At 74.0% G+C, this 14,501-nt stretch carries 8 protein-coding genes; 1 reads left to right on the top strand and 7 read right to left on the bottom strand.

Annotated elements, in window-relative coordinates; genetic code table 11:
* Positions 1 to 7: 7 nt before the first annotated feature.
* Positions 8 to 1,282 (bottom strand): serine/threonine-protein kinase, encoded by a 1,275-nt coding sequence (locus tag ACIA8O_RS33870; protein ID WP_396297843.1) that lies wholly within the window; start codon positions 1,280 to 1,282, stop codon positions 8 to 10.
* A 182-nt stretch (positions 1,283 to 1,464) separates the two neighbouring features.
* Positions 1,465 to 3,378: a serine/threonine-protein kinase gene (locus ACIA8O_RS33875; protein ID WP_396297844.1), complete on the bottom strand. Its 1,914-nt coding sequence runs from the start codon at positions 3,376 to 3,378 to the stop codon at positions 1,465 to 1,467.
* A 276-nt stretch (positions 3,379 to 3,654) separates the two neighbouring features.
* Between ACIA8O_RS33875 and ACIA8O_RS33880 the strand changes: the two genes are divergently transcribed.
* Positions 3,655 to 6,396 (top strand): FtsK/SpoIIIE domain-containing protein, encoded by a 2,742-nt coding sequence (locus tag ACIA8O_RS33880; RefSeq protein WP_396297845.1) that lies wholly within the window; start codon positions 3,655 to 3,657, stop codon positions 6,394 to 6,396.
* Between the two features lie 7 nt (positions 6,397 to 6,403).
* Here ACIA8O_RS33880 and ACIA8O_RS33885 read toward each other — a convergent pair whose 3' ends face one another.
* The 5 genes from ACIA8O_RS33885 to ACIA8O_RS33905 form a co-directional block, all read right to left on the bottom strand.
* Positions 6,404 to 7,378, bottom strand: coding sequence for a CU044_5270 family protein (locus ACIA8O_RS33885; RefSeq protein WP_396297846.1), 975 nt, complete (start codon positions 7,376 to 7,378; stop codon positions 6,404 to 6,406).
* Positions 7,378 to 7,992 carry an RNA polymerase sigma factor gene (locus ACIA8O_RS33890; protein ID WP_396297847.1) on the bottom strand — a complete coding sequence of 205 codons (615 nt, stop codon included), beginning with the start codon at positions 7,990 to 7,992 and terminating at the stop codon, positions 7,378 to 7,380. Before ACIA8O_RS33890 ends, ACIA8O_RS33885 begins: the two co-directional genes overlap by 1 nt.
* Positions 7,993 to 8,094: 102 nt before the next feature.
* Positions 8,095 to 13,035, bottom strand: coding sequence for an NAD-glutamate dehydrogenase (locus ACIA8O_RS33895; RefSeq protein WP_396297848.1), 4,941 nt, complete (start codon positions 13,033 to 13,035; stop codon positions 8,095 to 8,097).
* A gap of 280 nt (positions 13,036 to 13,315) precedes the next feature.
* Positions 13,316 to 13,969 (bottom strand): HAD family hydrolase, encoded by a 654-nt coding sequence (locus ACIA8O_RS33900; protein WP_396297849.1) that lies wholly within the window; start codon positions 13,967 to 13,969, stop codon positions 13,316 to 13,318.
* 29 nt (positions 13,970 to 13,998) lie between these two features.
* Positions 13,999 to 14,445 carry an SsgA family sporulation/cell division regulator gene (locus tag ACIA8O_RS33905; protein ID WP_396297850.1) on the bottom strand — a complete coding sequence of 149 codons (447 nt, stop codon included), beginning with the start codon at positions 14,443 to 14,445 and terminating at the stop codon, positions 13,999 to 14,001.
* Positions 14,446 to 14,501: the final 56 nt, after the last annotated feature.

A 14,501-nucleotide genomic window follows, 5' to 3' on the forward strand; every position in this document is an offset into this window, starting at 1 on the left:
CACCAGACTAATGGTTCGGCGGGCCCGACTGCGCATGGGTATCCGTCACCCCGTGGATTCCCGCCGGTCGCGCCCCGGCGGCGTGCCGTTCCTGGGCGAAGGCGGAGTAGGCGGCGGCCGCGCCGGCCAGCAGCAGCACCGCCGCGATCAGCACCGCGTAGAGCCGGCGGCGGCGCACCAGCGCCCGGCGGCCCTTGCGGTGCCCGGCGGGGGCGGCCTCCCGGCGCTGGGCCTGGGACTCGGCGGCGTAGGAGGCGAGTTCGCGGTCGGAGGGGCGGCGCAGGCTGGTGTGGGTGTCCCGGGTGGAGTCCGGCAGCGGGGCCTGGACCAGCGGGACGGCCGGGCCGCGGCGGCGGCGGTGGGTGCCGGGGCCGGCGTCCACCTCGGTGTAGACCGCCTCGCCCGGGGTGAGCGGGGGCTCGGCCTCGGCCCGCTCGGGCGGCAGCTGCGGGGGCAGGCCGACCAGGTACGGGAGTTGCTCGCGCAGCCGGGTGGCCAGCTCGGCGGCGCGCAGCCGGGAGGCCGGGGCCTTGGCCAGGCACTCGGTGATGATCCGGGACAGGCCCTCGGGCAGGCCGGGGACGGGCGGCACCTGCTCGGTGACGTGCCGTCGGAGCACCGCGCCGGTGTGGCCGCCGCCGAACGGGGTGAAGCCGGTGAGCAGTTCGTAGAGCACGGTGGCCAGGGCGTAGATGTCGACGGCGGCCCGCGGTTCCAGGCCCTCGATGATCTCGGGGGCCAGGTAGTCGGGGGTGCCGATGATCCGGGTGGCCCGGGTGCGGCGGGGTGCGTCGACCAGGCGGGCGATGCCGAAGTCGGTGAGCTTGGCCCGCGGGGCGCCGCCGGGGCCGGCCGGGGCGGCCAGGTCGAGCAGCACGTTCTCCGGCTTGACGTCGCGGTGGACGATCCCGGCCGCGTGCGCGGCGGCCAGGCCGTCGGCCACGTCGGCGATCACCGAGACCGCGACGGCCGGGGCCAGCGCGCCCTCGCGCTCCAGCCGGGAGCGCAGGTCGGTGCCCTGGACCAGCTCCATCACCAGGGCGAGGTCGTCGCCGTCCACCACCATGTCGCGGACCTCGACCACGTTGGGGTGGTCGAGGCTGGTGAGCGCGGCGCGCTCCTGGACGAAGCGGCCGACCAGCACCTGATCGGATGCCAGGTCCTCGCGCAGCAGCTTGACTGCCACCGGTCCGTCCGGGCCCTCACCGAGCCACACGGTCCCGGCGGACCCCCGGCCGATCACCTGCTGGACGGTGTACCGGCTGCCGATCTTGCGTGCCAATGCTGCTGCTCCGTAGGCGGCGGGAGCGCGCTGCCCGGCTGCGCGCTCGGTAGGTCGGTGCTTCTCAGCCACCCAACCTACGCGCCCGAGGGCCGTTCGGGGGACGCCGAACGGCCCTCAACAGCCCTCAGGGGGCAGGAAAAATCGTGAATTGTCGACAAGTCCCCTATGCGACCGGCCGCCTAACTGCCCGTCAGGCTGGTGACCCAGTCGCTGACGTCGGTGAACCAGCCCTTGGTGTTCTCCCACCAGATCGGCAGGTCGGTGAAGTTCCACAGCGCCACGGCGGCCAGGGCCAGCACGACGATGATCATCAGACAGCCCTTCAGGCAGCCCAGGCCCGGGATGTACATCCGGTTCCGGCTGCGCCGGCGCGGCTCGCGCTCGCGCTCCCGCGGGGGCTCCGGCTCGCGCTGCTGCGGGGCCGGGGGCTCCTGGCGGCGCGGCGGGGCCGGCTCGGGGCGGCGGGCCGGGGCCGGGGCCGGCGGGGGCGCCTGCTGGTAGGCGGGCGGCTGGGGCTGCTGCTGGGGGTAGCCGTAGCCGGGCTGGGGCTGGTGCTGCTGCGGGTGGCCGTACCCCGGCTGGGGCTGCTGCTGGCCCTGGTACGGCGGCGGGGCCACCGGCGGGCGCTGGTTGTAGCCGCCGGGCGGCTGCGGCCGGGCACCGGGGCGGGGGCCGCCCTGCGGCGGGCCGGGCTGCTGCTGCGGCTGGTCCGGGCGGTACGGCGAGTACGGCTGCGGCGGCTGGTAGCCCTGCGGCGGCCGGGGCGGCTGCGGCCGGGACTGGTAGGGCTGCGGGGCCACCTGCGGGGCGGGCCAGTCGTCCTGGACGCCGTAGTCGCCGGGGGCGAAGACCTCGGTCTGCTGGTTGCGGTCCCGGGCGGCCCGGAGCTGGGTCTGCCACGGGTGCGGCTGCTCCTCCGCGGGGGCGGCCGGGGCGCCGGGGGGCGCGGGCGGCATCGCCGGGGCCTGCGGCATCACCGCGGTGCGGTCGGCGGCGCCCGGCGGCGGGGCGGCCGCCCCCTGAGGGCTCATCAACTGGGTGGCGGCGGCCGCGTCGTACTGCCCCGAGGGCAGCACCTGGGTCTGCTCGCCGAAGGTCTGGTCGCCGAACGAGGAGTCGGCGAACTGGGCCGGCACCGGCACGCCGGGCTCGGTCGGGGCGCCGGTCGCCGGGGTGGGCCGCGGGTCCGGGCGGAGCAGCTCGCCGACCGCGAGGGCGGCCTCGGCCTGGTCCGGGGAGGCGTGCACGCCGACCCCGGCGGCCACCACGCGCAGCGCCTGTGCCAGCGCCACCGCGCCGGGCCGCTCGGCCGGGTCCTTGCGCAGGCAGCGCTCGATCACCGTCCAGAGCGGCTCGGGCATGCTGCGCGGGCGCTCCGGGTCCTGGGCCAGGTGCGCCTGGAGGATCGCCACCGGGTTGTCGCCCTGGAACGGGGCCCGGCCGGTGGTCAGCTCGTACAGCATGATCCCGGCGCCGTAGACGTCCACCGCGGAGGTCTGCGGGCGGCCGTCGGCGGACTCGGGGGCGACGTAGGCGGGGGTGCCGACGAACTCGTGGCTGCGGGTGATGCCCGGGGAGTCGGCGAGCCGGGCGATGCCGAAGTCGGTGAGCATCGGGTGCATCTGCTCGGCGCCGTCCACGGTGGTGGAGGCGAGCAGCACGTTGGCCGGCTTGAGGTCGCGGTGCACCACGCCGTCGGCGTGGCTGGCGGCCAGCGCGTCGGCGATCTGGGCCATCAGCAGGGAGCCGGCGATCGGGCTGAACGGGCCGTTGCCGCGCAGGTAGTGGAACAGGTCGGGGCCCTGCACCAGGTCCATCACCAGGGCCAGCAGCTCGCCCTCGACCACCAGGTCGCGGACCCGGACGATGTTGGGGTGGGTCAGCCGGAGCAGGACGGAGCGCTCGCGCAGGAAGCGCATCACCACGTCCGGGTCGGCGGCCAGTTCCTCGCGCAGTATCTTGATCGCCACCGCGCTGCCCGGCTCGATGCCCGGCACCACCACGCCCTCCCGGACCCGGGCGCGCCAGACGGTGCCGGTGGCCCCGCGTCCGAGGGCCTCCTCAAGCAGGTACTTGCTGCCGACTGGCCGCACGCTGTCTCCTTGTTGTCGTCATTCGCCGTGCCCTCTGGCTCATGACGGGCTGCCGTGGTTTTCGGCAACTCTAACGGCGGTCGTCCAGGTTTCCGAGGCACCCCGACCGGAGCGGTACCGGAGCGGGTTGACCTGACGGGGCGTCGGCTCCACCATGGCGATGATCGCAAGATCGTCCGATTACGGTGCCGGGCGCGCGGCGTCCCCCCGGGGTGGCAGGATGACAGGCACCACTCTTGTGGCCCAACGGCATCACTGAAGGGGAGTGCGGGGGCGATGCAGATCCGGCTCACTGTCCTCCGACCGCGCAGCGGACCGGCAGCCGCCGGAACGGCCACCGACGTCCTGGTCACGGCCCCGGTCGGCACGGCGCTCGGCGCGGTCGCGGGGGCGCTCGCGGGCGCGGTGGGCGTGCGCGGCCCGCGTTCGGCGACCCATGTGCACCTGTACGCCGGGAGCCGGCGGATCGACGAGCAGACCCTGCTCGGCCACCCCCCGCTGCTCGACGGCGCGGTGCTCTCGCTCAACGAGCCCGACCCGGACGCCGACCAGGACGACGCCCCGGCCCCGGCCGAGCTGCGCGTCACCGGCGGCCCGGACGCGGGCGGCGTGCACCGCCTGCACGGGGAGCGCGTCACCGTCGGCCGCTCCAGCGCCGCCGACGTCCCGCTGGACGACCCGGACGTCTCCCGGCTGCACCTCTCCCTCCAGCTCTCCCCCGACGGCACCGTGACCGTCCGGGACCTGGCCTCCACCAACGGCACCGTGCTGGACGGCCGCTTCCTGCGCGACGAGGCGGTCGAGCTGGCCGAGGACGGCCTGGTCCGGATCGGCGAGTCCACCCTGCTGATCACCCGTCAGGAGGCCCGGGACGGCGGCCGCACCACCCCCGACGGCCTCGGCCGGCTCCAGCTGGCCGCCGCTCCCCCGGCCCCGCCGGTACCGGCGGCCGCCCTGCCCGAGCCGCCCGCCACCGAGCCCCCCGCCACCGGCGGCCGGGCCCGTTCGCTGTTCTCCCGCCGCCGCCAGGCCGAGCCCGCCGGGCCGAGTGCCGCCCAGCAGCACGCCGCCGTGCGCAGCCGCCAGGCCGCCGCCCAGCGCGAGCGCTGGCCCGACCCGGCCGCCCTGCTGCTCACCGCGCTCGGCTCCGGCCCCCGGCTCTGGGAGCGCGGCCCGCAGCACCCCGACGCGCTCACCCTGCGGCTCGGCACCGCCGACCGCCCCGGCGGCCCCGGCACCGCCCCCGGCACCGTGCTGCCCGCCGTCCCGGTCACCGTGGACCTGCAGACCGCCGGCAGCCTCGGCCTGGCCGGCCCGCGCCCCCGGCTGGCCGGTCTGGCCCGCGCGGTGCTCGCCCAGCTCGCCGTACTGCACCCGCCGAGCTCGCTCAGCCTGGTGGTGGCCGGGGCCGAGGAGGCGCACTCCGCCGACTGGTCCTGGGCCTTCTGGCTGCCGCACCTGGAGCCGACGCGCGGTCAGGACTGCCGCCTGCTGGTCGGGTTCGGCCCCGAGCAGACCGAGGCCCGGCTGACCGAGCTGGCCACCGGGGCCCGGGCCGGAGCGGCCGACGGACCGTCGGGCACCACCGTGCTGCTGCTCGACGGCGCCCCCGCCACCGGGCCCGCCCGGGAGGCGCTGGCCGTCCTGCTGGAGCAGGGCCCGGCGCTCGGCGTCTTCCCGGTCTGCCTGGCCGAGACCCCGGAGGCGCTGCCCGCCGGGCTCGGCGCCACCGCGGTGGTCACCGGCGAGGTCGCCACCCAGCTGACCCTGGACCGCCCGCTGGGCGGCGGCGGCCGCGAACTCGTCCGCGACCTCTCCCTGGACGCCGTCTCCCCCGCCTGGGCCGAGCGGCTGGCCCGGGTGCTGGCCCCGCTGCGCGAGGCCTCCCCGGTCTCCCGCGGCCCGCTGCCCGAGCAGCTGCGGCTGCTGGACCTGCTCCAGCCCGACACCGTCACCCCCTCCAAGCTGGCCGCCCGTTGGGCCGCCCTGCCCGGCGGCCCCGGCACCGCCACCGCCCTGCTCGGCACCGGCCGGGACGAGACCCTGCTGGTCGACCTCGCCGACCCGGACGAGCCCAACGGCCCGCACCTGCTGATCGGCGGCGCCCGCGGCACCGGCAAGACCGAACTGCTGCGCACCCTGGTCGCCTCGCTGGCCGTCTCCGAGCAGCCCGGACGGCTGCGGATCACCGTGGTCGACGGCCGGGGCGGCGGCACCGCCGAGGCCCCCGCCGGGCTGGCCGGCTGCACCGACCTGCCGCAGGTCACCGAGCACGTGGACGCCGGGGCCGACCCGCGCCGGGCGCTGCTCGCCGCCGAGACCCTGCTGGACGAACTCGCCCACCGCGAGGCGCTGTTCGACGGCCTCTCGTTCACCGCCTGGCACAACGCCCGGGCCGCCGTGCAGCCCGCCCCCGCCCTGGTGACGGCCGGCGGCGGCACCGCCCCGATGACGGCCCCCCGGGTCGGCCAGCAGCGCAAGCCGGCCGACGTGCTCACCGCCCCGGCCCGGCTGGTCGTGGTGGTCGACGACCTGGACGCGCTGCTCTCCCCCACCTCCCCGGCCGGCCGCCCGCTCAGCCGGGCGCTGTCCGCCGTGGCCGAACGCGGCGGCCGGCTCGGCGTCCACCTGGTGGCCGCCACCGGGGCGCCCGAGCTGGCGGTGGGCACCGCGTTGGACGAGAACGCCCAACTGCGGATCGCGCTGCGCACCGCCGACCCGGTCGACTCCGACCTGCTGATCCACCTCACCGACGCCGCCGCCCTCCCCGAGGGCACCCCGGGCCGGGGCTACCTGCGCCGCCCGGACGGCGGGGTGACGGCCTTCCAGGCCGCCCGGGTCAGCGGCCGGATCCCCCGTACCGCCACCCTGCGCCCCACCGTGGTCGCCGTCGACCCGGCCCAGCTCGGCACCCCGCCGACCCGCCGCCCGGTCCGCGAACTGGGCAACGGGCCGACCGACCTGGCCCTGCTGGCCAGCGCCCTCCAGCGGGCCGCGACCCTGCGGGCGGGCAGCTGACGGAGGGTCAGGGGCGGTCACCCGCCTTGTCCACCACGGCACGGGTGAGCACGGCGGTCTCGGCGATCACGTCACCGGGCTTGCCCCGGCTGCCCTCCTTGACCACCACCTGGCGCTCGCCGAGGAACTCACTGGTGCCCCGGTCGAAGACCCACTCCAGCCGGACGTCCTGGACGGTCAGCCCGACCGCCACCCCGTGGCGCCCCCGGGCGTCGGCCACGTCGTCGATCAGCTGGACGCCCTCGATCAGGCCGGCCGCCCGGTAGAGCGCGGCGGTCACCTCCGGCGGGGCGATCTGCTCGCGCAGCAGGTCCCCGATGACCCCGAAGGCGCTCTGGGGCGTGTGCTCCTTGCCCGACTTCTCGTCGATCATCTTCTGCAGCAGCACCTTGGGATCGGTGGGCAGCGCGGCCAGGTACCGGTAGGTGGGGCTGTTCACGTTCGGGCTGGTGTTGGTGTCCAGCTCCATGGTCCCGTCGGGCTTCACCCCCGGGTCCACCCCGGGGCGGAACAGGCCGGGCTCGTACAGCAGACCGGCCTTCTTCCCGTCCACCGAGTGCCAGGCCTCCCGCTCGCGCAACGTCCCGGGGACCATCACGTTCTTCCAATAGTCCGGGAAGCGGTTCACCGACTTCACGTAGACGAACTGGTGGTCCTTCACCTCCTGGGCGGGCTTGGCCGCCGCGACCTGGGCGATCCGGTCCAGCAGCTGCACCGGCTCCGGCACCGGCTGTGCGCTCGCCGACGGCGTCCCCAGCGGGCCCGCCGCCACCGGCGGCCGCTCCGGCACCTCGCCGCTCCCCCCGCCGCCCAGCACCATCACCAGCGCCAGCCCGCCCGCCAGCGCGGGCAGCGCCACCCATCCGTACCGCCGCGCCGGGCTCCGGCGCGGTGCGTTCTCCTGGTCGATCTCGCTCATCAGATGTCCCCTCAACAGCTGGTGGCGGTCGGCGGGGAGCACCGGCTCGTGCTCACGGTTCATCAGTTCTTCCCCTCGGACCGGACCGCTTCGACGCGGTCACTCCCTACCTGTCCGCGGCCGCGGTGAGGTTCCGTCAGTTCTTCCGCCGCCAGGTCGCGCAGCCGGGCCCGGGCCCGGGAGAGCCGGGAGCGGACGGTGCCGACCGGCACGCCGAGCGCCTCGGCGGCCGAGGCGTAGTCCAGCCCGGCCAGCACGCAGAGCTGGAAGACCTCCCGCTCGCGGCGGCGCAGCCGCTCCAGCGCGCGCTTGGCGGCGGCCAGCCGGGCGCCGTCGTCCATCCGGCCGACCAGCTCGTCGGCGAAGTCGGGCACCACGTCCCGCTCCGGCAGCCGGGCCATCGCGGCCCGGTGGCGGCGGCCGGCCCGGGTGGTGTTGCGCAGCACGTTGGTGGCGATGCCGAACAGCCAGGGGCGTACCGACTCGCCCTCCTCGTGCAGCTTCCCGCGCAGCCGCCAGGCCTCCAGGAAGGTCAGCGAGACCACGTCCTCGGCGGCGGCCCAGTCCCCCAGCGTCCGTACGGCATACCCGTACACCCCCTGTGCGTGTTCGTCGAAGAGCCGCCCGAAGGCGCTCTGGTCCCCGGCGCGCAGCCGGGCCCGCAGTGACAGTTCCACGCCCCTACCTGTCCGCTCGCGCCCCCGGGTTCCGAACAGAATGCCGCGAGGGCGGTACCGGCTGGAAAGCCGGTACCGCCCTCGCGGTGAACTGTCGGACCGTCAGACGCCCGTGCGGAGCAGGGTGCGGATCACCCGCATGGCGACCGAGAGGCTGGACAGCTCGTAGTTGTCCGAACCCCTTATGTCGTCGAGGGTGGTCTTGGCCCGGCTCAGCAGGGTCGAGTTGAGCTCGGCCCAGGCCGCGTACCGCTCCTCGGGCGTGGAGCCCTCGGTGCCGCAGGACAGGATGTCCGCGGTGAGCGCGGCGTGCGCGGCGAACAGGTCCTCGCGGATCGCGGCGCGGGCCATCGAGGACCAGCGGTCGTCGCGCGGCAGCTCGATGATCCGGTCCAGCAGGTGGGTGATCTGCAGGCGGTCGGCCAGGTCGTAGTAGAGCTCGGCCACCTCCGTCACCTCGGCGTCGTTGCGGTCCGCCACGCCGACGATGTCCAGGGTCGGGAAGGCGGACGACAGGCCCGCGACCCGCAGCGCCAGCTCCTCCGGCACGCCGGCCCCGGCCAGCTCCCGGTGGATGCCCTCGAACCAGGTGAGGTCCTCGCCGCGCAGCGGCTTGGGCAGGCTGTCCCAGACCTGGTCGACCCGGGACTGGAAGAACTCGATGGTGCCCGCGATGTCGAGCGGCTGGCGCCGGTTGTTGAGCATCCAGCGGGTGGCCCGCTCGACCAGCCGGCGGGTGTGCAGGCGCATCTTGGTCTGCACCCGCGCCGGGACGGCGTTGTCGAGGCCCTCGACGTCCGACCAGATCCGCTCCAGGCCGAAGACCGCGCGCGCCGCCGCGTGGGTGCGGGCGATCTCCTCCATGGTGGCGCCGGTCTCCTCGCGGAGCCGGAAGGCGAAGGTGCAGCCGCCGCGGTTGATCGTGTCGTTGACGATCAGGGTGGTGATGATCTCGCGGCGCAGCGGGTGCTGGTCGATCGCCTCGGCGAACCGGGCCCGCAGCGCGCTCGGGAAGTACTCGTGCAGCGCGGTGCGGAAGTACGGGTCGTCGGGGAGCTCGGTGGCCAGCAGCTCGTCGGCCAGGGTGATCTTGGTGTAGGCGAGCAGCACCGAGAGCTCGGGCTGGGAGAGCCCGCGCCCGCCGGCCGCCCGCTCCTTGATCTGACGGTCCGTCGGCAGGAACTCGATGGCCCGGTCCAGCTGGCCGTTGCCCTCCAGGCGGTTGATCATGCGGGCGTGCACGTCGACCATCGAGAGGGCCTGGGCGACCGCGTTGGCCAGCACCACGTTCTGCGCGTAGTTGTTGCGCAGCACCAGGTGGCCGACCTCGTCGGTCATCTCGGCGAGCAGCTTGTTGCGCTGCTTGACCGTCATGTCGCCGTCGGCGACGACCTGGTTGAGCAGGATCTTGATGTTGACCTCGTGGTCCGAGGTGTCCACGCCCGCCGAGTTGTCGATGGCGTCCGTGTTGATCCAGCCGCCGGTGCCCTCCGGGCCGCCGGTCGAGGCGTACTCGATGCGGCCGAGCTGGGTGCAGCCGAGGTTGCCGCCCTCGCCGACCACCCGGGCCCGGACCTGGCCGCCGTTGACCCGGATCGCGTCGTTGGACTTGTCGCCCACCTCGGCGTTGGTCTCGGCGGAGGACTTGATGTAGGTGCCGATGCCGCCGTTCCAGAACAGGTCCACCGGGGACTGCAGGATCGCCTTCATCAGCTCGGCCGGGGTGAGCTTGGACTCCTCGATGCCGAGCCGCTCGCGGACCTGGGCGGAGAGCTGGATCGACTTGGCGGAGCGCGGGAAGACGCCGCCGCCCGCCGAGATCAGGCTCTTGTCGTAGTCGTCCCAGGAGCTGCGCGGGACGTCGAAGAGCCGGCGCCGCTCGGCGAAGGAGACCGCCGCGTCCGGGTTCGGGTCCAGGAAGATGTGGCGGTGGTCGAAGGCGGCCACCAGCCGGATGTGCTCGCTGAGCAGCATGCCGTTGCCGAACACGTCACCGGACATGTCGCCGATGCCGACCACGGTGAAGTCCTCGGTCTGGGTGTCGTGGCCCAGCTCGCGGAAGTTGCGCTTGACGGACTCCCAGGCGCCGCGCGCCGTGATGCCCATGCCCTTGTGGTCGTACCCGGCGGAGCCGCCGGAGGCGAAGGCGTCGCCCAGCCAGAAGCCGTACTGCTCGGCCACGCCGTTGGCGATGTCCGAGAAGGTCGCGGTGCCCTTGTCGGCGGCGACCACCAGGTAGGTGTCGTCCTCGTCGTGGCGGACCACCTCGGCGGGGTGCACGACATCACCGGCCACCAGGTTGTCGGTGATGTCCAGCAGCGCCGAGATGAAGGTCTTGTACGAGGCGATGCCCTCGGCCAGCCAGGCGTCGCGGTCCACCGACGGGTCCGGCAGCTGCTTGGCGACGAAGCCGCCCTTGGCGCCGACCGGGACGATGACGGTGTTCTTGACCATCTGGGCCTTGACCAGGCCGAGGATCTCGGTGCGGAAGTCCTCGCGCCGGTCGGACCAGCGCAGACCGCCGCGGGCGACCTTGCCGAAGCGCAGGTGCACGCCCTCGACCCGGGGCGAGTAGACCCAGATCTCGAAGGCCGGGCGCGGGGCCGGCAGGTCCGGGATGGCCTTGGGGTCGAACTTCATCGACACGTAGGAGTGCCGCTCGCCGTCCGCGGCGTGCTGGAAGAAGTTGGTCCGCAGGGTGGCCTTGATGAGGTGCAGGAAGGAGCGCAGGATGCGGTCCTCGTCCAGCGAGACGACCTCGTCCAGGGCGCCCGCGAGCTCCTCCAGGATGCCCTCGGTCAGCTCGGACGCACCCTGCTGGTGGCCGGGGCTGAGCCGGGCCTCGAAGAGGTTCACCAGCAGCCGGGTGGTGTGGATGTTGTTGCGGAGCGCGTCCTCCATGTAGTCCTGGGAGAAGGTGCTCCCGGCCTGGCGGAGGTACTTGGCGTAGGCGCGCAGCACCACGGCCTGACGCCAGGTCAGACCGGCGGTGAGGACCAGCTCGTTGAAGCCGTCGTTCTCCGCCTTGCCGGTCCAGGTCGCCGAGAAGGCGTCCTGGAAGCGCTCGCGCGCCTCGTCGGTGAGCGCGGCGGACTCGCGCAGCCGCAGGCCGAAGTCGTAGACCCAGGCCTTGGAGCCGTCCTCGCGGGTGAGCGCGTACGGGCGCTCGTCGAGCACCTCGACGCCCAGGCGCTGGAGCACCGGCAGGACCTCGGTCAGCGAGATCGGGCCGCCGACCCGGTAGATCTTGAAGCGGCGCTCGTCGTCGCCCGCGCCGACCGGCTGGTAGAGGTTGAGCCGGAAGTCGCCCTCGCCGCTCAGCGCCTCGATCTGCTTGAGGTCGGCGACGGCGGTGCGCGGCGGGAAGTCGGCGCGGTAGCCGTCGGGGAAGGCGTTGGCGTAGCGGCGGCCGAGCTCGGCGGCGCGCTCCTCGCCCAGCTCGACGTGCAGCTGGTCGTGGAAGCCGTCCATCCAGAAGCGGGCGGCCTCGGCCAGCTTGGCCTCGATCCGCTCCACCTCGGCGTCGGTCAGCGAGGGCAGCTCGCTGCCCTTGGCGACCCGGACCACGAAGTGCAGTCGGGTCAGCACCGACTCGGTGGACCAGACGGTGTACTCGATGTTCTCGCCGTTCAGCTCCTGCAGCAGCAGGTCCATCAGGCGCAGCCGGATCCGCGTGGTGTAGCGGTCGCGCGGCAGGTAGATCAGCGCGGAGAAGTAGCGCCCGTACTCGTCCTGACGGAGGAACAGCCGCAGCCGGCGGCGCTCCTGCAGGTAGAGCACGCTGGTGGCGATGGAGAGCAGCTGCTCGGCCGGGGTCTGGAAGATCTCGTCCCGGGGGAAGGTCTCCAGGATCTGGAGCAGGTCGCGGCCGTCGTGGCTCTCGGTGGCGAAGCCGGAGCCGGTCAGCACCTCCTGCACCTTGCGGCGGACCACCGGGATGCGGGTGACCGACTCGGTGTACGCGGCCGAGGAGAACAGGCCGAGGAAGCGGCGCTCGCCGATCACGTTGCCCTGGGCGTCGAAGCGCTTCACGCCGACGTAGTCCAGGTAGGCCGGGCGGTGCACGGTGGACTTGCTGTTGGCCTTGGTGAGGACCAGCAGCTTCTTCTCGTGCGCCTTGGCCCGGACCGGGGCGGACATCCGGCCGAAGGCCTCGGAGACCGGGTGGTGGTCGGTGTCGTGGCTGAGCGGGTCGGAGCGCAGGATGCCCAGGCCGGTGCCGGGAACGGCCCGCAGCACCTCCTCGCCCTCGTGCTCGGCCAGGTCGTACTCGCGGTAGCCGAGGAAGGTGAAGTGGTCGTCGGCCAGCCAGCGCATCAGCTCCCAGGCCTCGCCGACCTCCTGCTCGGGCAGGTGGGCCGGGGGCTCCTCGGCCAGCTCGTCGGCCAGGCGGAGCGCGGAGTCGCGCATCTTGCCCCAGTCCTCGACGACCTCGCGGACGTCACCGAGCACCCGGCGCAGGTTGGCCTCGATCGCGTGGAGGTCCTCGCGGTCGGTCTCCCGGTCGATCTCGATGTGCATCCAGGACTCGACCGTGGCGTCGGCGGGCCACTCGGTGCCGGCCGCCTGGCTGCGCGAGCAGGCGTCCAGGTCGAGGATCTCCAGCAGCTTGCCGGTCAGGTCACGGCGCACCACCAGCTGGGGGTGGATCACCACGTGGATGCCGCGGTCCTGGCGGGTCAGCTCGTTGGTGACCGAGTCGACCAGGAAGGGCATGTCGTCGGTGACGACCTCGACCACGGTGTGGCCGCAGGACCAGCCGTTCTCCTCCACCGTGGGGGTGTAGACCCGGACCTCGGCGGTGCCCTGCGGGCGCTTCAGGCCGAGGCGGTAGTGCGAGGCCGCCGCGCCGTAGACGTCCACCGGGTCGCGGTCGACGAGGTCCTCGGGGGCGGTGTGGAGGTAGTAGTACCGCAGGTACGAAGCCAGAGCACCGTTGCTCAGGCCTTCCCCGGGCGCCGCTCCCCCCACCTGGCTGTTCTCAGCGGCTGCCGCCGCCTTGGTGAGCAGCTCGGCCTTGGCTGCGTCCAGCTTGGTCTGCATGGCTGTATGGCTCCTGTCGCGCGCCGTTGCGTGACTCGGTGATGGGTCCGGTTCACCGCCGGGTCTCCCCGCAATCCTCCACCAGCCCCGGAGGAAAGTGGCCCATGGCTCGCATGAAACGACCTTCGTCCGGGTAATGGTGACGGATTCGGCACCCGACGACGTCACTCACCCTAACCAAAGCCCAGCAAGGTGTCAGGGGACATGGAGGCACAAAGCCGGAGGAAGATCACACCGTCCTGGACACGATGTCCAAACCGGCCGGTCACATGACGCCCCGTCAGACCTCGTCGGCCAGCACCAGTCCGACGGCCTCCGCCAGCGAGTCCACCACCGGGGCCCCCAGCCCGGCCAGCTTCTCCCGGGTGTGCGAACCCCCGGTGTACAGCACCGCACGCGCGCCCACCCAGTGGGCGGCCGCCGCGTCGTCCGCGGCGTCCCCGATCACCACGGTGCGCGCCGGGTCCTGGCCGAGCCGCTCCAGGTGCCGCTTCAGGTAGTCGCGCTTGCCCGTCCCGTACGACTCGCCGACCCGGCCGTCCACCCGGACGAAGTGCTCCTCGATCCCGCGGGCCCGCACCTGCGGCACCAGCCGGTGGTGCTCGTGCATCGACAGCAGCGACTGGCTGCGGCCCGCCGCCTGCCACTCGGCGAGCAGGCCGGCCGCGCCCTCGGTCAGCCCGCAGGCGTCGCTGAGCTCCTGGTAGCGGTCCTGGAAAGCGGCGTCCAGCACCGTCCACTCGTCCCGGCTGGGCTCGCGGCCGAGCAGCAGCTCGTAGAACTTCGGGATCGGGAAGGTGTACAGCTCCCGGTACTGCTCCAGCGTGATCGGCGCCATGCCGAGCGTGGCGAAGGCCGCGTTGCTGGAGGCCACCACGGCCGCCATGTCGTGCAGCAGGGTGCCGTTCCAGTCCCAGACGATGTGCGTGCTCACCCGGGAACGGTACCCGCCGCCGCCGTCGCTCAGGCGCCGGGGGTGGAGCCGTCGGCCAGCAGCTCGCGCAGCGCCCGGTCGACCTGGTCGTGCACGTGCTCGGTGCCGGGGGGCACCAGCTCCTCGGTGCGGCGGACCCACTCCGCGACGGTGGAGGCGTCGGCCTGGAGCAGCACATCGCCCTCCAGCGAGCGGAGCATCACGGTGAGCAGGCCGCGGCCGCCCACCGTGGTCGGCCAGATCCGCACGTCCCCGCTGCCGGTGGCCCGGTAGACGCCCTCGGCCAGCAGCTCCCGGGCGAAGTACCAGCTGACCGGCGAGGCCGAGTGCACGTGGAAGGTGACGTGCACGGCGTACGGGTCGTCGGCCCGGTACCCCAGCCGGGCCCGGACCGGGATGCTGTCCTGGGGCGACACCAGCAGCTCCATGGTCAGGTCGCGCTCCAGCACGGTGCTCTCCATCTCGCGGCTCTCCATCTCGCGCTCTCCTCCGCTCGTCCCGGTCCGGCGCCCTGAGAACGACGCCGGTGACG

This window comes from Kitasatospora sp. NPDC051853, assembly GCF_044452665.1.
Classification (GTDB): Bacteria; Actinomycetota; Actinomycetes; order Streptomycetales; family Streptomycetaceae; genus Kitasatospora.

What these genes read in the sequence shown, in the direction of transcription:
- ACIA8O_RS33885 (WP_396297846.1), bottom strand. Translation starts at nt 7,378, where the DNA reads ATGAACCGTGAGCACGAGCCGGTGCTCCCCGCCGACCGCCACCAGCTG.
- ACIA8O_RS33880 (WP_396297845.1), top strand. Translation starts at nt 3,655, where the DNA reads ATGCAGATCCGGCTCACTGTCCTCCGACCGCGCAGCGGACCGGCAGCC.
- ACIA8O_RS33905 (WP_396297850.1), bottom strand. Translation starts at nt 14,445, where the DNA reads ATGGAGAGCCGCGAGATGGAGAGCACCGTGCTGGAGCGCGACCTGACC.
- ACIA8O_RS33895 (WP_396297848.1), bottom strand. Translation starts at nt 13,035, where the DNA reads ATGCAGACCAAGCTGGACGCAGCCAAGGCCGAGCTGCTCACCAAGGCG.